The sequence below is a fragment of the Candidatus Dependentiae bacterium genome (assembly GCA_035445995.1).
Classification (GTDB): domain Bacteria; phylum Babelota; class Babeliae; order Babelales; family Vermiphilaceae; genus DAOMRS01.
Genome location: DAOMRS010000001.1, coordinates 975,640 through 993,801, shown reverse-complemented (window position 1 = coordinate 993,801; position 18,162 = coordinate 975,640). Strand labels below are relative to the sequence as shown.

General features: G+C 38.9%; 16 protein-coding genes. 10 read left to right on the top strand and 6 right to left on the bottom strand.

From position 1 onward, the window contains the following. Positions 1 to 56 precede the first annotated feature (56 nt). The 7 genes from PK943_04790 to PK943_04760 all read left to right on the top strand — a co-directional run bounded on the left by PK943_04790 (position 57) and on the right by PK943_04760 (position 8,819). Entirely contained in the window at positions 57 to 761 is a 705-nt protein-coding gene (locus PK943_04790; GenBank protein HRN78533.1) for a class I SAM-dependent methyltransferase, read from the top strand. Positions 762 to 784: 23 nt separating this feature from the next. After that, positions 785 to 1,480, top strand: coding sequence for a hypothetical protein (locus PK943_04785; GenBank protein ID HRN78532.1), 696 nt, complete (start codon positions 785 to 787; stop codon positions 1,478 to 1,480). Between the two features lie 183 nt (positions 1,481 to 1,663). Then, the gene (locus PK943_04780; protein HRN78531.1) at positions 1,664 to 3,463 is read left to right on the top strand and encodes a 30S ribosomal protein S1; all 1,800 of its coding nucleotides are present in this window, start codon (positions 1,664 to 1,666) and stop codon (positions 3,461 to 3,463) included. An 18-nt stretch (positions 3,464 to 3,481) separates the two neighbouring features. Further along, complete coding sequence (gene ndk, locus PK943_04775; protein HRN78530.1) at positions 3,482 to 3,904, top strand: nucleoside-diphosphate kinase; 423 nt, start codon at positions 3,482 to 3,484, stop codon at positions 3,902 to 3,904. A 207-nt stretch (positions 3,905 to 4,111) separates the two neighbouring features. Then, a complete protein-coding gene (locus tag PK943_04770; protein ID HRN78529.1) occupies positions 4,112 to 5,677 on the top strand; it encodes an IBR domain-containing protein in 1,566 nt (521 codons plus the stop codon). A 122-nt stretch (positions 5,678 to 5,799) separates the two neighbouring features. Continuing rightward, positions 5,800 to 7,935: an IBR domain-containing protein gene (locus PK943_04765; protein ID HRN78528.1), complete on the top strand. Its 2,136-nt coding sequence runs from the start codon at positions 5,800 to 5,802 to the stop codon at positions 7,933 to 7,935. Positions 7,936 to 8,054: 119 nt separating this feature from the next. Then, positions 8,055 to 8,819: a hypothetical protein gene (locus PK943_04760; GenBank protein HRN78527.1), complete on the top strand. Its 765-nt coding sequence runs from the start codon at positions 8,055 to 8,057 to the stop codon at positions 8,817 to 8,819. A 319-nt stretch (positions 8,820 to 9,138) separates the two neighbouring features. Here the strand turns inward: PK943_04760 and nusB are convergent, their stop codons facing one another. Together nusB and efp are read right to left on the bottom strand one after the other, a co-directional pair. Then, complete coding sequence (gene nusB / locus PK943_04755; GenBank protein ID HRN78526.1) at positions 9,139 to 9,648, bottom strand: transcription antitermination factor NusB; 510 nt, start codon at positions 9,646 to 9,648, stop codon at positions 9,139 to 9,141. A 26-nt stretch (positions 9,649 to 9,674) separates the two neighbouring features. Further along, the gene (gene efp / locus PK943_04750) at positions 9,675 to 10,241 is read right to left on the bottom strand and encodes an elongation factor P (protein ID HRN78525.1); all 567 of its coding nucleotides are present in this window, start codon (positions 10,239 to 10,241) and stop codon (positions 9,675 to 9,677) included. Between the two features lie 151 nt (positions 10,242 to 10,392). Between efp and glyA the strand changes: the two genes are divergently transcribed. Genes glyA through PK943_04735 form a run of 3 tightly spaced genes read left to right on the top strand, consistent with a single transcriptional unit; the run spans position 10,393 to position 13,992 of the window. Beyond that, complete coding sequence (glyA, locus tag PK943_04745; protein ID HRN78524.1) at positions 10,393 to 11,622, top strand: serine hydroxymethyltransferase; 1,230 nt, start codon at positions 10,393 to 10,395, stop codon at positions 11,620 to 11,622. Then, entirely contained in the window at positions 11,615 to 12,880 is a 1,266-nt protein-coding gene (locus PK943_04740; GenBank protein ID HRN78523.1) for an oligosaccharide flippase family protein, read from the top strand. The genes glyA and PK943_04740 overlap by 8 nt, the downstream gene beginning before the upstream one ends. A gap of 20 nt (positions 12,881 to 12,900) precedes the next feature. After that, a complete protein-coding gene (locus PK943_04735; protein ID HRN78522.1) occupies positions 12,901 to 13,992 on the top strand; it encodes a hypothetical protein in 1,092 nt (363 codons plus the stop codon). Here the strand turns inward: PK943_04735 and PK943_04730 are convergent. The 4 genes from PK943_04730 to PK943_04715 all read right to left on the bottom strand — a co-directional run bounded on the left by PK943_04730 (position 13,989) and on the right by PK943_04715 (position 18,125). Then, the gene (locus PK943_04730) at positions 13,989 to 14,891 is read right to left on the bottom strand and encodes a glycosyltransferase (GenBank protein HRN78521.1); all 903 of its coding nucleotides are present in this window, start codon (positions 14,889 to 14,891) and stop codon (positions 13,989 to 13,991) included. The genes PK943_04735 and PK943_04730 overlap by 4 nt on opposite strands. Next, positions 14,839 to 15,828: a glycosyltransferase gene (locus PK943_04725; protein ID HRN78520.1), complete on the bottom strand. Its 990-nt coding sequence runs from the start codon at positions 15,826 to 15,828 to the stop codon at positions 14,839 to 14,841. Before PK943_04725 ends, PK943_04730 begins: the two co-directional genes overlap by 53 nt. 107 nt (positions 15,829 to 15,935) lie before the next feature. Then, positions 15,936 to 16,679: a glycosyltransferase gene (locus PK943_04720; GenBank protein HRN78519.1), complete on the bottom strand. Its 744-nt coding sequence runs from the start codon at positions 16,677 to 16,679 to the stop codon at positions 15,936 to 15,938. 3 nt (positions 16,680 to 16,682) lie between these two features. Beyond that, positions 16,683 to 18,125 carry a bifunctional class I SAM-dependent methyltransferase/glycosyltransferase family 2 protein gene (locus PK943_04715; protein ID HRN78518.1) on the bottom strand — a complete coding sequence of 481 codons (1,443 nt, stop codon included), beginning with the start codon at positions 18,123 to 18,125 and terminating at the stop codon, positions 16,683 to 16,685. Between the last annotated feature and the right edge of the window lie 37 nt (positions 18,126 to 18,162).

The window sequence follows — 18,162 nt, the reverse complement described above, 5'->3', positions numbered from 1 at the left end:
TTATGGTATTAATAGTATGTTTTTTGCGTATTGTCGTCAAAAAATAAAGGAGAAGCATGACGTACTCAAAACAAACAAAACTTCTTTGTATATTAATGTTGTCCACATTCGCCACGGTCATTCATACAACCTACCTTAACAAAGAACTCTTCCGATGTATTTACCGTGCCAATGTGTGGGGCGACCCATATTCACGTTCAGGGCCAGGATCAAATCTGGAACAAACATGCGCAATCAGAGAAATGCTACCCAAGTTAATTATCGCCTACAATATTACCAGCATACTCGACGCACCATGCGGTGATTTCTATTGGATGAATTACACTGACCTTTCTCACATACAACAGTATATTGGCGCTGATATTGTTGATGAATTAATTAAAGAAAATGAAGACAAATATACCGACACAAACAAACAATTCATGGTATGCGATATTATACGAAACGAATTACCACGCACAGATCTTATTTTGTGTCGCGATTGTTTACCACATTTGCCATATATCGATATTGCCTTAGCAATTAATAACTTTAAAAAAAGTGGATCTACCTACCTACTCACCTCTCATTACCCGCACGTGCAAGAAAATCAAGATCTATCACATGAGGCACTTGTTTCTTTGTGGCGCTTTCGTGCAATTAATTTTGAAAAGCCACCATTTCAATTTCCATCGCCATTGTTTACACTAGAAGAAGGCTTCAACGGCAAACATCTTGCCCTCTGGCGTATTGCTGATTTGCCCACGTTCATGTTCAACTAACTCCCATACTAAAGGAACACTTCATGACAACACAAACTAGTCAACACACAGAATCGCGTCCATATGATGAACGTATTCTAGTAGTCAAACGAGCACATCTTTTTGCCAACGGACCATGGGAAGGAGTTAATATTGAGCAACTGGTTCCCTGCATAGAGGCAATTGGCAAACATAGCGAATTCCATCTACGCAGTCTTATGGAGCAAGATCCAACTTATAAACAAATTATCCCGTACCTTGTGTTCCAATACCAAGACAAATTTTTTATTATGCAACGCAAAAAAGAAGCGTCTGAGCAACGGTTGCAAAGTAAATACTCGTTGGGCATTGGAGGCCACATGCGCTATGAAGATCTACAACAAGGCGCCGACCTTTTTTCTTGGGCTCGTCGAGAATTCGAAGAAGAAGTAGCTTATGAAGGCAACATCGAAATTGTACCTTTAGGCGTACTTAATGACGACTCGAATGAGGTAGGCAAAGTACACCTTGGACTTGTATTCATGGTTATTGGTGATTCAGACAACATTAAGGTAAAATCTGAGCTTGCCAGCGGTACCCTCATGACACTTAGTGAATGCCTAGACTATGTCCCTAAAATGGAAACATGGAGTCAGATGGTGCTCATGACCTTACTCAAGGAAGGTATGCGATTTGCGCAAGAAACACCCGACCAACAGCAACATGAGACCTGCGGCGAAGACGAAAAATGCTGCGAATAAAAATATTCAAATTGCACGTAGAACTCGTGAGGTTGGTATAAATCCAGCCTCACTTTTTCGTTTGGCAATATTCAATTATTGTGTTATGTTTTTATATACGTATTAATAATAAGTATAACCCTCTTAACCCCAGTCAAAATCAGTCTTATCTTATATTTTGATTGGTATATTGGAGTTCTCTTAATGTCAAAAGAGCATATATATCCGAGTCAGTTTCGTACTATCAAAAGTAAACAAAATTTTGATACTACCTCTCTAGAGTTGAGCGACGAGCAAAAACAGGCGCTTTTATCTCTCTATGAAGAAGTGGATTCATTTCATCCAGGCAACGTGGTAGCTGGTACTATCATAGCAGTTGACTCAGATGGTGTACTCGTAGATATCGGGTACAAATCACATGGCTTAATCCCAAAATATGAATTTGGTGAACATGAGCTCAGAGGCCTTAAACCTGCACAAGCAATCGAAGTTATACTTGATAACCTAGAAGATGCGCAAGGTAATTTGGTCCTTTCATATGAAAAAGCAAAAGCTGCAAAAGCATGGAAAAAAATTACTGAACTCTTTGAAGCAAATAAACCGGTTGAAGGTATCGTTACGCACAAAGTCAAAGGTGGCTTGAGCGTTGATATCGGCATTGGAGCGTTTCTTCCTGGTTCTCAAATTGACCTACAACGCGTTACTGATTTTGACCAATATGTTGGACAAACCATTACGGCAAACATTCTTAAGATTAATCAAAAACGTGGTAACGTTATTATTTCACGCCGTAAATTCTTGGGTGACCAACGTTCAGAAGCTCGCAAAGAAATTCTTGGCACGCTTAAAATTGGCGACATCATTCCTGGTATCGTTAAAAATATCACCAATTACGGTGTATTCATCGATATCGGTGGCGTAGACGGCTTATTGCATATCACCGATATGACCTGGGGTCGTATTTCTCATCCAAGTGAAATGGTTAAACTTGGTCAAAACATTGCCGTTAAGGTACTTTCTTTTGACAAAGATAATGAAAAAATTTCATTGGGACTTAAACAACTTACTGAAAATCCATGGGCTCAAGTCGTTGATAACATTCAAGTTGGCAGCCGAATTAAAGGTAAGATATCAAGCATTACCGATTATGGTCTTTTTGTTGAAGTTGCACCAAACGTTGAAGGCTTGGTTCACATTTCTGAAGTATCATGGACAGATCGCATTACCAATCTTTCTGATAAATATAAAGTTGGCAATGTAATTGATGTACTTGTGGTATCTATGGATAAAGAAAACCGCCGCATGTCATTGAGTATCAAACAGCTTGAACAAAACCCATGGGAAGCAGTTGACCAAACATTCAAGATTGGTCAAAAAATCAAAGGAACCATCAGCAACATTACTGATTTTGGTATCTTTGTACAATTACTCCCTGGCATCGATGGCTTAGTACATATTTCTGACCTTTCATGGACAGAACATATCGAACACCCAAGCGATCGTTACAAAATCGGCCAAGAAGTTGAAGCAGCGGTACTTGCTATCGATAAAAATAGCAAAAAAATCTCATTGGGCATCAAACAACTTGATCAAGATCCTTGGGATAATGTTGAGCAAGAATACCAAGTTGGTAAGGTTATAGAAGGTGAAGTTTCTAAAATCACTAATTTTGGTGCTTTTGTAAAGTTACCTACCGGTATTGAAGGCTTGTTGCATAATGCAAATATTGCAGAAGGTAAAAAAGCAGAAGATGTACTTAAGGTTGGGGATAAAGCTCAATTCCGCGTAATCAATGTTAATAAAGGTGAACGTAAAATTGGCCTTGATATGCGTCTTGAAGCAGATGCTCCAAAACCAAAGCATACTACTGCTAAAGAACGTGCACCACGTGCTGATAAAGAATCCATGCATAAAGCAATGGGTGATCAACCAAAAACTAAGTCAGCTTTCCAAATAGCTCTTGAATCAGCTATGAAAAAAGATGATGAATCAAGCGAACAATAAGGAATAACCTACATGGCTATGGAAATCACATTCGCAATGATCAAGCCTGATGCGGTACAGGCAAAACATGTTGGCAAAATTATCGACATGATTGAACAACATGGTTTTGAAATTATCCGTATTGCAAAGGGACAACTTGCTGAGCAAGATGCGCAAGTGTTCTATGATGTACATAAAGAACGTCCGTTTTTTGGTGAACTCGTAGAATTTGTTACGTCAGGACCTGTAGTTGTTATGGCATTAGCACGTGAAAATGCGGTAAAAGAATGGCGTGACTTGATGGGCGCAACTAACCCAGCAGAAGCAGCAGAAGGCACTGTTCGCAAACGGTTTGGCACCAGCATTGGGTCAAACGCAACACATGGTTCAGATGCACCTGAAACTGCATTGCGCGAAATAGCATTGTTCTTCCCTGAGCTTGTACAAAGAAAAGAGCAATAAAAAAATATCTTCCTCCAAGAAGATGGTGTTAAAACACTGCTTACTAAAAAAGGGCCGCTTAATCGCGGTCCTTTTTTTACCTTAAAAGTTACACATAGAAAACATACCCTATCACATAGCCACCCCTTTTGCTTGAACCCTCAAAATCAGCTACTATAAGGGATATATGGAGAATTATGCCTATAATCTAAACAAATGGTGGTTATTATGAATAAGAAAACCTTTATGTGTGCCTTATTTGCAGCATTAATTGTTGCTATGCCAAGCGCAGAACTGCAGGCAGTAAAACCAACAACAAAGCGCAGCCGCATTAAAAAAGCAGCAACCCCTGCACAAAACAATCAAGTGAAACAAGCAGAAACTACACAACTCAATGATCCTCAACGTAGCATACAGCAAGAAATAACAGCAGATGCATCAGAACAAACTCCAACGTTATCTGAAACATGGGGCAAAGTATTGCGCCTCAAGTGGACTTCACTCAACCGTCAAGATGCAAAAAATATTGGTGAAACGTTCGTTGTTATGGCCACCGGTTATGGTGCATACAAATTATATGCTGCATATAATGCAACAGCACCTCGTTTTAATGGTCCGGCAGGAGTTGGTCCACACACTCCGCAACCACCTATGCCACCAGCACCGCGAAATGAACCACAACCAAATTTTGCGTCATCTGCTCCTCGATTTGAACACGCAAGACGCACATCATTTGGCCACAACACTGCTGTCGATCAACAAACACAAACATTGCATGACTTACTTGATCAAGAAGCAAAATACCGCAGACATGGCCAAGCAGTTCCTGCATGGTTAACCAAATCAATCCGAGAAATCTTTAAAGATAGTACGCAAGACATAGAGCCTTCTTTGCTACATGAATCATCTGATTCTGATGAAGTTGGCATTCCATCACCATCGCAACCGAGTGAACCAACACCAAGCAACAAGTATAAATCTGAAGCGGCACCTACACATCCGGTGGAACCAATAGAATGTCCAATTTGTATGGAAGACACAGGAGCCCACGATCAAATACGTTTGCAATGTGGACATACGTACTGTACCGATTGTTTAACTGCTCAAATTGATCTTGGACTCAAAGAACAGAATACTGCATATATCAAGTGTCCAGATCCACGTTGTAAAAAACGTAAACTCGATCCACAAGAAATTCAACGTATCCTAAAAAATAATCAATACAAAATGAACAAATATTATGACATTACCTTCAAAGAATTTTACACCGGAAATCAGGATATTAAACATTGTCCAACACCAGACTGTTCATACGCCTTTGTGCATGGTGCACATGACCAACGTCAGCAAGTACAATGCCCTAGCTGTAAGGCACAGTACTGCTCAAACTGTTTACACAATCATGCACATAATACAACCTGCCAAGAAGCAGAAATACAACGTAATCCATCCGCTGCTGAAAAAGCAAGTACTGATTGGATTAAAAAGAATGCAAAGAATTGCCCAAATTGTGGTCACGCTATTCAAAAAACTATGGGCTGTAATCGTATGTCTTGCTCACAATGCCGCCATGAATTCTGCTGGGAATGTCTAAAAGAATGGAATGCTGCTGGAGGATACAATCATACATGCGCATTGGGAGATTTTGGACTTGGAAATATTTTTAATCAACAACTACAGCAGCCACACAGGAATGGTGGTGTTATTTTTAATCCAAATAATCAGGATATAGCTCCCCATATATTAGACTTAGCAGAATTATTTGCAGGATTTGATATATTCAGAAACATATAAAGTTACACATAGAAAATATGCCCTATCGCATAGCCATCCCCTTTTGCTTGAACCCTCAAAATGAGCTACTATAAGGGATATATGGAGAATTATTCCTAGAATCTAAACAAATGGTGGTTATTATGAACAAGAAAACCTTTATGTATACCTTACTTGCAGCATTAATTGTTGCTATGCCAAGCGCAGAACTGCAGGCGGTAAAACGTACTCCCAAACGTGCTAGAATTGCCAAAAAATCTACTGCTCCTGCTGCTTCCAAGTCCGCTCAAACTTCTTCTAACCAGACAACCGATGAGTATACTGAGCAAGCAATCCCTGAAGATTTTCCGGGATTAATACGTACAACACCTCGATGGATGCAACCGCAACAAAACGGTGAATTTCCTAATGAGAAAACTCATAGTACCGTTGAAGCAACACCAAATATAACTGAACAAAATCCATCTATTACACAAACATGGGGTAAAGTATTGCGCTTCAAGTGGACCTCACTTAATCGTCAAGATGCAAAAAACATTGGTGAAACGTTCGTTGTTATGGCTATCGGTTATGGTGCATACAAATTATATGCTGCATATAATGCAACAGCACCTCGTTTTAATGGTCCGGCAGGAGTTGGCCCACACAATCCGCAACCACCTATGCCACCGGCACCACGTGGACCGCAACCAAGATTTTTTGATGATAGTGATAGTGATGATGATCATTCATTCCCTCATTTAGCACCACAATCTGGACAACCAAACAATGACCCGTTCAGTTTGAGCGCTTTAAGACGTGACTTAGCGCATGATAATGTATCACACAGAGGCACCCTTGATGATTTGATTGAAGAAAGTAATGCACGAGCACGACACACATTATTTGGTCACAATGCCGCAGTGGATCAACAAACACAAACATTGCATGACTTACTTGATCAAGAAGAGCAATATCGCAGCCATGGTCAAGTAGTTCCTGCATGGTTAACCAAATCAATCCGAGAAATCTTTAAAGATAGTACGCAGGATATGGAGCCTTCTTTACTATATGAATCATCTGATTCTGATGAAGTTGGCATTCCATCGCCATCGCAACCGAGTGAACCAACACCAAGTAACAAGTATGAATCTGAATCAGCACCAACACATCCGGTGGAAGCAATAGAATGTTCAGTTTGTATGGAAGATACAGAACCTGCAGATCAAATACGATTAAATTGTGGACATACATATTGTATTGGCTGCTTAACAAAGGGAATGGATCTTGGATTAAAAGAACAAAATACTACGTACATACAATGCCCTGATCCAGCATGTAATAAACGTAAGCTAGAAATAGATGAAATTAGAAATATACTCCGTAATGATACTGAAAAAATGGATAAATATTATAGTATTACGCTCAAAGAAATTCTTGATCAAGATCCGAATGTAAAACAATGTCCCACCGCGGATTGTTCAAATAGATATGATATTTCTGGTCAACAACCCCATGCATATACATGCCCGGCCTGTAAAGAAAAATATTGTTCTCATTGTCTGTATAACCACTCACAAAACACAACTTGTGAGCAAGCAGCAGAGCTCCGCTCAAATACAGAAGATTCAGCTAAAACAGAAAAAGCATCTGCTGATTGGATCAAGCAAAATACTAAACCTTGTCCAAACTGTAGCAAGGCTATTGAAAAAAATGATGGTTGCCAACACATGACCTGTCGCCGTGACTTTGGCGGTTGTGGGCATCATTTCTGTTGGGAATGTCTGCTTGACTGGGATAGAGCTGGACATAGTTTCTATAATTGTCCAGTAGCCAGAATCAATCAAATGATACAAAGTAATAATAGAGCGGGGTTACAAAGTTTACTTGCCAGACTTCAACAACAATTGAATACTATCAACACCAACACTTTGTGGGAGACACCGTCTGCAGCAGATAGACGACACCAACTTGCATTACATACCCACATACAAAGAATTAATGATGCACTGAACTCTCAACCAGCACCGTCGCCATCTCCATCAGTTGCAAGTCCATCACCGGCAGCACTTGAAGCAGCATTACAAGCAGCAAGAAACGCTCAAACTACAATTGCATTTAATACTGTAGCCAGTTCTCCTACTTTAACCAATATAATAATAACCACAACAAATAGACATATAGCCATTTTACAAAATGAGTCAGCTAGACAACCCTACAACACGCAAATAACCACTGCGCTAACAACATTAAGAAATATTGTGGCACAAGTTCAAGCACAACATAGAAGCTTTAGATAGTAATTACATAAAGCAAGCATAAAAAATGACCGCTTAATCGCGGTCATTTTTTTTACCCAGTACATCTCTTGCCAATACACACATGTACTTTTTATAGTCAGAAAAAAGAGAGTACTGCCGTGTATACTAAATATATTTTATTAGTTTTAATTATCTATTTTTCCCCTGCTTATGCATATCGTAACCTATTTATTATTATCCATGGCACATGGGCAAGCAGTACGGATTGGCATATGCCCGGAGGCGATTTTTTTGATGCATTGCAACAAACAGTTCTTCAACATGAAGGTTATGTGGTCACGTATGCGTGGTCCGGTAAATTAGATCATGCACAACGCCTTCAAGCAGCACAAGGGCTTAAGCAATTAATTCAAAGCTATGATTTAACCCGTAATATCTACTTAATTGGCCATAGCCATGGTAGTAATGTTGCTGCGCTGGCAACACAACTACTTGGCAAAGATATGTATAATAAACATACTATCACGGCATTGTACATGCTCGGTACACCAATTAATGCAGAATATTATTTACCTGATATGGATATAGTCGGACATGTATACAATTTATTTTCATCAGGAGATTTTATACAACATGTGTTTGGCAGATATGATCGCGAATTGCCCAAGCACCCGCGCATTGCTAACATACGCATATTCATTAATGATGTAGAACCAGGGCATAGTGAATTGCATCATCCGGTTATTGCCAAGTGGTTGCCATTATTCCCAGATAGGCTTATTGAGCAACAAGAAACAGGATTTATGTTCTTTACCTGTACAAATCCGGGAGTGCTCAAATTTTATTATGATGCACCACCAAAATATGAGATTGATTTGCGACAGCGGTTTTTAGATCTGTATCAAGAAGTTGTTCGGGCTTAGGTGTAGCCCTACCCACAAGTATTAATACTTGCTATTGTTTTTTCTTTGATTCATTTTTTTATTTTTGAAAGTTTTGTGCTCCCCGCGCAGGGTAAATATAATGAACCAATACATAAAATAAAGAATCCGGTAGCGCATCGGTAGACCTCGGCCAAAGGCCAGAGGGTCGTGTCCTATGCGCGAAAGAAGGATCAAACAGACTGTTTGTGTATTTTAGTCCAGACCTTTTGTACACGCAAAAGGTCTGGTGCTGCCTGCATAAGGCAAATTTACAAATAAAAAGAGAATAGAATAGAAAAAATATTTATAAAAAATAAGACTATTCTTTTACTTGCTTGACCGCTTTATCCAAAATACCATTAATAAATCTGAATGCATCTTTCTCTGCAAAACATTTAGCAAGTTCAATTGCTTCATTAATGATAATACGCGGATCAGTATCAGTATGTTGTAGTTCCCAAATAGCAAGACGCAAAATTAATTTGGTACATACACTTACCCGGTCAAAGCGCCAATTAGTCAACAATGGTTCGTAGATCTTATCAAGCGCTTCACGATCACCAATAACTGCTTGCGCTATTTCTACCGCTTCGCTATTAAGTGGCACATCCCACTCGAACCCACGATTAAAATTATCAACAATTGCATCCAGCGAAACATCATAATCATATGCTTCTGCCGCATATAAATAATGGAAAATTAATGCACGAATATCACGGCGTGACAAATCACTATATGATCGAGCTTCTTCTAACTCGGGAGTTATAACTTCTACTTCACCCGTTTCTTCATTCACCGGCATAGGTTTATGGTCTGCAGACATACTCATAAGGGAAACCTCACATTTATTGCAAATTATTTTTTGACACGCTCAACATACACACCTTCACGGGTGTCAATCTTGACTAAGTCACCTTCTTCAACAAACAATGGTACTTGTACCACAAGACCAGTTTCTACGGTTGCCGGTTTGGTTGCACCACCTTGTGCGGTATCACCACGTACACCCGGTTGAGTTTCTGTCACGAGTAATTCCATAAAAATTGGTGGCGTTACTGCTATGGGTTTTTCTGAGAAATACAATACGGTGTATACCGTTTGTTCTTTGAGATAATCAAGTACTTCATCAAGTTGATTTTTATTCAATGCAACCTGATCATAGGTGTCTTGATCCATAAAGTTATATAGGCCATTGTCTTCGTACAAATATTGCATATCTTTGTACTCAAGGTTAGGATCGGGAAATTTTTCACCTGAACGGAAGGTTTCTTCATGCATCAAGCCGGTGATCATGTTTTTCATTTTGGTACGTACAAATGCACCACCTTTACCCGGTTTAACATGCACAAAACTAATAACCATATATGGTTGGTTGTCAAAAAGAATTTTTGCACCACGGCGAAAGTCGGAAGTAGAAATCACTGATATATCCTTTATATAAAGCCTATACGTATATTCTCAGTATAAAAAAGCCAAGCAAAAAAGCAATCTTGATACGTAACTTTCAGTATGATTCTTTTTTTGGTAATCTCACCAACAGCACTATAACTTCTATACCAAGGATGGCCATCGTATGGAAACCCGCATAGATTCGCACGTAAGTACTATTATATCCAAAGAACAACACCGCATTGCAACCTCCATAAACCTGATTGCATCTGAAAATTATGTTTCTCCTGCCGTCATGGCTGTCACCGGCTCAGTCCTGACCAACAAATATGCTGAAGGATATCCTGGCAAGCGTTACTATGCCGGTTGTCAGATTGTTGATGAAGCAGAAAATTTAGCCATAGAACGCTGTAAACAATTGTTTGGGGCTGCACATGTTAATGTACAACCACATGCAGGATCACAAGCCAACATGGCGGTTTATTTTGCCGCGCTCAAGCCAGGAGACACGGTGCTTGGCATGAGCTTGAGTGAAGGAGGTCATCTGACTCACGGGCATAAGGTTAATTTTTCCGGGTCTTTGTACAACAGTGTACAATACACCGTCGATCGCGAAACTGAACTACTCGATTACGATCAGATAGCACAACTGGCTCACCAACACAAACCAAAATTAATTATCGCCGGCGCTTCTGCATATTCTCGTACTATTGATTTTGCTCGCTTTGCAGATATTGCACGCCAAGTTGGCGCACTCTTTTTGGCAGATATCGCACATATAGCGGGATTAGTTGCAGTGGGTCTACACCCAACTCCCATAGGCCATGCCGATTTTACTAGCAGCACCACACACAAAACATTACGTGGTCCACGCGGTGGTCTGGTTATGTGCGCCGCAGAACATGCACAGGCGCTTGACCGTGCCATTATGCCGGGCACGCAAGGCGGTCCGTTTATGCATGTAATTGCAGCAAAAGCAGCAGCTTTTGGTGAAGCCCTACAGCCAGACTTCAAAATCTATCAACAACACGTAATAAAAAATGCTCAAGCTATGTCACACACCTTACAAGAACTTGGCTACCGTATTGTTGCCGGTGGCACTGATAACCATTTATTTATTGTTGATTTACGCAGCAAAAGCATTACCGGCCGTGCGGCAGAGCTTGCACTCGAAAAAGCAAACATTACCGTGAGTAGAAGTGGCATTCCATTCGATCCAGAAAAACCATGGATCACCAGTGGTATACGCTTGGGTACTCCGGCAATCACCACGCGTGGCATGCAAGAAAAAGAAGCACAACAGATTGCACACCTGATTAATGAAGTTGTTATGCATCACACGGATGAGAGCAAACTTGCCGCAATTGGTAAACAAGTAACCGCATTGTGTAAACAATATCCGGTCTATGGCTGATATAAAAATAGTTATCAAAGATTTTTTTCTTTATACCAGTGGCGCCATCGCAGTACGCGGTATTACGTTTGTTTTGGCGCCACTTATTTTACGGACTATTTCTCCGACAGAGTATGGTACGCTTTCGTTACTCAATTCCTTTATAGGTATTCTTGCATCATTCGCTGGCCTTGGATTGCGCCAAGTTCTTTTCATTGAATATTTTCATCATGACACCACCGGTCGCAAACGTATAGTGAGTGATATTATTATTATTTATGTGTGTGCAGCACTCCCCTTGTTTATATTTTTGTATTATTATCGTAATGTATGGTCTCCATACGTATTCAATACGGTTATACACGGCACGCTACTTGCACTCGGACTACTGAGTGCATTTTTATTTTTCTTCAGCGAATTATTCAACCAAATCCTACGCTATGAACAACAATCAAGCATGCTCACCCTGCTACAACTTATTATTGCACTCACCAATGGCTCATTCACTCTTCTTTTTTTACTTTTTTTACAAAGTGGAGTTACGGGTATTATTGGTGCACAATGCGTAGGAACTTCAGTGGCTTGTTGTACAGCAGGATTTTTATTTTTTAAACACAACTACAATCTACATATAATTATCAAGAAAAGTATGCAAAAAGCCGGGTACTATCTTGGCTATGGCTTGCCCTTTTTACCCGGTATTTTATGTTCATGGATTTTATCATCAGGTGATAAATGGCTGCTCGCACGCTATGCAACGCTCCATGATGTTGGTATTTATGGTATTGCAGACATGTTTGGTCAATTGTTCCAAGTATTTATTTTGTACCCGTGGTCCAGCGCATACTTACCTTATATTTTACGCCAGTTTGTACACCATAAAGAAAATATTACACCCATTGCAATGCACAATAATCGCATCATGTATGTATCAATGCTCGTAGTAAGTACGCTTATAGGTGTTGGTTATTTGATTGGCACACCATTATTACAATGGTTTTTACCTGCTACGTACCATGATGCAATTGCCTACATTTGGATCATCTTACTTGGTTATGTATTTTTGTTGGGCAGCTATTTTGCATCAAGCGTAATTCAGTTTTATAAAAAAACATATTTTTTAGCACTCGCACTCGCTATACCGGCTATTCTCAATCTAATACTTAATTATTTTTTTATACCATGCTGGGGCATTTATGGATGCACGAGTGCAACATTGATTTCTTATGTGATGTATTTTATAATCACGCTTTGGTATAGCACAATACTAAGCACATAAAAAAGAAACAGGTATTAGTAATGAAGTTCATGTATCAAACATATAAACCACTATTTAACAAACATATTTCAAATCAATTGAACAATGCCGCAGATAGACTTGGTAAAAAATTAAATCAATTAAAAATTGCAGAACTGGCTATTTCACAATACAACGCACAATATCTGGCACATGATCATTTGAATAATCTCACAAGCACATTACAAAAATATGTATACATTCTAGGATCATGTATACAGTCTACCCAGCTACCAATTAATGAAATTACTTTTTTAGAATATGGGGGCGGCATTGGTATTTTGTCATTATTAGCTCGAGAAGCCGGTGTTAAATCAGTACTCTATAATGATATTTATAATATTTCAGTACAAGATGCGCAAAATATTGCAACACATTTAGGGCTGACAGCCAATCATTATATACCAGGTGATATCGATGACGTTATTAATTATCTAAAAAATAACAACATCGCATGTCACGCAGTTGGCTCATATGATGTAATTGAGCATGTATATGACATTGATGTATTTTTGAAAAAATTATCATCACTATCCAAAGCAAAAAACTTCACACTATTCATGTCATCAGGAGCAAACACCTTAAATCCCCGGATTAAAAATAAATTAATCAAGCATCATCATGAACACGAATATCAAACTAGACAAACTACATCTGGTCACAAGCAACGTGATTGCCTGGAAGGATTTCTGTCTGTTCGTAGAAATATTATTAAAGAGTATGCACCCGCTCTATCAGACGCTGAACTAAATCATCTAGCACAAGCTACACGAGGCAAAATTAAAAATGATATTTATACCACAATAGATACATATAAAAAAAATAAGCTTTTACCTGCAATTCCAATTACCTCCGACACATGTGATCCGCATACAGGCAACTGGTCAGAACATTTACTCGATCCTTACCACCTGAAAAATATTTTATATAAACAAGGATTAAATGCCCAGGTACTGTGTGGTTATTATGGTCATCAATCACGTACCATCAAAAAATATGTATGTAATCTATTCAATGCATGTATCACATTTGCACCAACCACATTAGCTTTACGGCTTGCTCCTTTTTATACAATTTATGGTAAAAAAAATTAATAAAAATAATATTTTCGCAATCCCTGCCAATACCCTTGTACATAATCCAAGCGTCGATACAATAATGCCTCTACAAACAATCCCAACACACTCCACCAGTAACAAATAATTTTTAATCGATTATATGGATAAAAATTCTTAAAGAATAAATAACTATAATTGTGTATAAACATCGCACGATTAGTTATTACCTTATCACGACTGATCGGACTATTGTAATGGTATAACTGCGCAGCCGGATTGAAAAACAATTTGCTCGTCAATGAAACCCGACGAGAAAAATCACAATCCTCCATATATGCATAACCACTCAGTTGTTCATCAAATTGTTGTGTTTTAAATACTGATGCACGATACGCCATACAACATCCACCTAGTACTTCTACCTCTCGCATGGCATGTGTACCATACGCATGCGTAGGCATGCCGGACCAGGTAAAACTACCTGTTGCATGCACACGACCCAACAAAAAAATTCTACGTATTACTCTACACCATAATTGTGCACGAGGCGGAATATTCTGCACCGTTCCCATACCGCCACTATAAATCGGTTGCTCAGAAAACACTTGTTGCATGGCAGCAAGATAGTTCGGCTGCAACTCTACATCATCATCAAAAAAGTAAAGCACATCACCAACCGCATATTGCACACCAATATTGCGTTGGTATGGTAATCCTGGCGTAGTATGTACATACGTAAGTTGAGTTGTAGGAAAAACATGAGATGCAAAAATTTTTTGGAAATTTTGGTTATATTGCAACGGTATATCACTACTATCTACAATAACAAGCTCTGTTGGTAGCTGTGTCTGTTTTTGCAAGGAATATAAAAATTTTTGTATATCATCCAGTCTGTTGCGTGTGCATATGATCACGCTGTTGGTCAATTGCGCCATACCCCTTCTCCTTCAAAGCCATATCTATTTTTTGAACCAAGTCATCTACATCACCTTGTTGATATAATATGGTGCCTTCCGGCCGCGTGCATACATTGCTTGCTATTGCAGGAGTACCTAACCATAATGATTCAGCTACACTTATACCAAACGTATCTGCACATGTCGGACGGACAAACACATCTACCATTTTTAATAGTGGCCATAATTCTCGATTTCCTGAAAGTATAAATATATGATCAATCAAATCATACATCTGTATTTGTTTCAGAATTTTATGAAAATGATATTCATCGCCTATTTGAGCTATTGCAATTACCATACCAATTTGCGGATATGTATTGCGCATAATGTTGAGCATCTCAATTGCCTGGTCAATACCATATAAATCTTTATGTTGCCATAATACAATACGAGATGCATTCATACCAATAATCGGAGTATATTGTTGCAAAAACGAAACCAATTCTTGCGGATATGTTGCCAAAATAGATTTTTCTGCGTGAACATTTGGTGGTAAAAAAGGACTTTCTATCGAATAATCATGTAGCTGTATACCGCCTGCTTTATATATTTTATACGTAACATCACCAATGGGTATTACATGTACCAATTGAGCATAGTAGTTAAATATATATTTCCAAATCCTACCTCGCGTATATATGTGACGCGCATTATGATCAACAACAATTACTTTAAATCCATATATCAATTGCACACAATTAATAATCCCCAATTCTACCAACGCTAGCTTTGAATACATGGTGTGGTACACAACATACGCTGGGTATTTGTACAACAACCAGAAAAAAAAATAGAGAAAATACAACAAGTAGGTAACTAATTTAAATGGTAAAAACCTTAGCCATCTAAATTTATATAATCGATCATTATAAAAATGAAACACCTGATTATTTTGCTGTTGGAGTTTATGCATCACCCGTTCAATATGAACAGAAATCCCTCCAAGCGGCGGCGGATAGGGGCCAATAATTACAACACGAGAATTATTAATGGAATCTGAATAACGATGTATAAAATCCATTATTGTTTAAATAAAAATCTCAATGGTGAATACCGTAACCGTAACTTCACAATTGACCCTAACATATAAAACCCTGAACGCAAGGTAAGTTTGCTTCCCGTTTGATCATGCCAAACTGTCGGGTGCTCCTTGATTACAAATCCATTTCGTTTGCATAAACATAATAATTCAACATCAAACGCCCATTGGCGAATTCTTAATCCAGGTACTATTTGTTGAAGCGTATGCCGCTTGAACACTTTTGCGCCACATTGTAAATCATCATACTGCAATCCAAATAATAACCAGACTAATGATTCATAAATTAATCGACTTCCCCACCGCTTAATCCATGGGCGTGGTGGATATACCACCGAATTTGACATATAACGACTTGCAATCACACCATCACATGCATCAAGGTTAATTACCAAATCATCAAATGCCTCTGGTGCAGTTGCCATATCAGCATCTACAAAACCAATCACATCACTATCACGCGTTAATGCATCTGCAAAACCAAGCTTAATCGCAAGTCCTTTGCCCGCATCACATGTATCAATGATATATAAATTATCCATGGAACTAGCAACTTCTTGTACAATGCCTAGCGTGTTGTCTTTACATCCATTGAGTACAACAACTAATTCAAAATCAAAATCACCACGCCGTTTTACCTCAGTAAAAAATTGATGGTACGCTTGCAATGTACGTCTAATACGACGTTCTTCATTATATGCAGGAATAATAATACTTAGTTTCATACGTTATCGAAATTTAAATTTGCGTAATGCAATAGAACTCATCCCCAATAAAATAAACCCATGCCAAAATCTTCTAATATTGGTTTGCCCATACGTGCGACTTTTATATGGCACCGGTAAGTCAACTATCTTTAAGGTACGTTTTGCCGCGCCAAAAAGCAAATCAAAATCACCAAAAGGATCAATTAAACCAAAATAATGACGGTTTGCCGCAATGCGTTCATAATCTTTGCGCCACAGAACTTTGGTACCACACAACGTATCTTTTATTCGTTGCCCAAGCGTCCAAGAAAACAACACGCCAAAGAAAAAGTTTGCAAGCATATTCAAAAACCGCATGGCACCTGGTTCCATACTATACACCAAGCGCGACCCGTTAATAAATTCTCCTTTACCACTCACAAGCGCGTCAAAAAACTTCGGTAACTGTTCAGCGGGCATGGTCAAATCACCATCTAAAATCATTAATATGTCACCCGTTGCATGTGCAAACCCTTTACGCACTGCATCACCTTTACCTTTGCCACCTTGTACAAACCATTTAATGTCATGCGTATCTTTGTATGCATGTGCTACACGTTGAATTTCTTCTAGCGTATTATCTTTAGAACCGCCTTCAACAAAAATCAATTCTGTATGTGACCCTAGGCGTGGGCATTCTTTGACTACACGTTCAATATTACCTGCTTCATTGCGGCAGGTAATAACAACCGATACCGTAGCATTTTTCTTGTGCACACGCGGCATAGGGCGTGCCACCACCCACTTGTGCAAACATAGGTTGCGTATTACTGGTAACGGCGCAATCCATGCATTAATAAACCATGAAACAACAGGTATATACATGGGTAACAACATATACGATCCGGTAGTTACTACATCAAATCCCGCAAGATGCAGTATATTGTTCAAGTCGGCAGATGCTAACCAATTCTTAAACTTGGTCTGCCGTCGTAATCCTAATTTTTGTGCGATACGCAAGATTGGCTCCCACACATAGGAATATGTTTCGACTACAATACGTGTGTGTGCATGTGCATGGTGCTGCACGTTTTCTAGCAATGCCTGCACATCATCGCATTCCATGGTAACAAAGGATAACAGAATATAATCAAATGTTTGCGTGCTATCTAAGGCATCCAATGTACCCTGCACAAATTGATAACGCGGATAGTTTTTTCTTGCGTATGCAATGCACTGTGGATCTACATCAAGACCAATTGCATGCATCGGTTTAATCGCATCAATCAGATAGCCATTTTTACAATTAATATGGAGCACCGATGTATCATGAGGAACTATAAATTTATAAAATGATTGAACTAATGAATGGTAATATTTATTTTTGTTGAGCCAATACGAAAAACTCTGTCCATTAATATTCTCTTGCGGTTGTATCGGCGGTTGAGAATTTTGAGGTAGTACATCAGATGTTTGTTTTTGCATACCCTCTCCTTCATGTTATGCTAGACATGCACATGTA

What these genes read in the sequence shown, in the direction of transcription:
- PK943_04735 (HRN78522.1), top strand. Translation starts at nt 12,901, where the DNA reads ATGAAGTTCATGTATCAAACATATAAACCACTATTTAACAAACATATT.
- PK943_04720 (HRN78519.1), bottom strand. Translation starts at nt 16,679, where the DNA reads ATGAAACTAAGTATTATTATTCCTGCATATAATGAAGAACGTCGTATT.
- PK943_04770 (HRN78529.1), top strand. Translation starts at nt 4,112, where the DNA reads ATGAATAAGAAAACCTTTATGTGTGCCTTATTTGCAGCATTAATTGTT.
- PK943_04730 (HRN78521.1), bottom strand. Translation starts at nt 14,891, where the DNA reads ATGGCGCAATTGACCAACAGCGTGATCATATGCACACGCAACAGACTG.
- PK943_04765 (HRN78528.1), top strand. Translation starts at nt 5,800, where the DNA reads ATGAACAAGAAAACCTTTATGTATACCTTACTTGCAGCATTAATTGTT.
- PK943_04780 (HRN78531.1), top strand. Translation starts at nt 1,664, where the DNA reads ATGTCAAAAGAGCATATATATCCGAGTCAGTTTCGTACTATCAAAAGT.
- PK943_04785 (HRN78532.1), top strand. Translation starts at nt 785, where the DNA reads ATGACAACACAAACTAGTCAACACACAGAATCGCGTCCATATGATGAA.
- PK943_04725 (HRN78520.1), bottom strand. Translation starts at nt 15,828, where the DNA reads ATGCATAAACTCCAACAGCAAAATAATCAGGTGTTTCATTTTTATAAT.
- glyA (HRN78524.1), top strand. Translation starts at nt 10,393, where the DNA reads ATGGAAACCCGCATAGATTCGCACGTAAGTACTATTATATCCAAAGAA.
- ndk (HRN78530.1), top strand. Translation starts at nt 3,482, where the DNA reads ATGGAAATCACATTCGCAATGATCAAGCCTGATGCGGTACAGGCAAAA.
- PK943_04790 (HRN78533.1), top strand. Translation starts at nt 57, where the DNA reads ATGACGTACTCAAAACAAACAAAACTTCTTTGTATATTAATGTTGTCC.
- PK943_04715 (HRN78518.1), bottom strand. Translation starts at nt 18,125, where the DNA reads ATGCAAAAACAAACATCTGATGTACTACCTCAAAATTCTCAACCGCCG.
- PK943_04740 (HRN78523.1), top strand. Translation starts at nt 11,615, where the DNA reads ATGGCTGATATAAAAATAGTTATCAAAGATTTTTTTCTTTATACCAGT.
- nusB (HRN78526.1), bottom strand. Translation starts at nt 9,648, where the DNA reads ATGAGTATGTCTGCAGACCATAAACCTATGCCGGTGAATGAAGAAACG.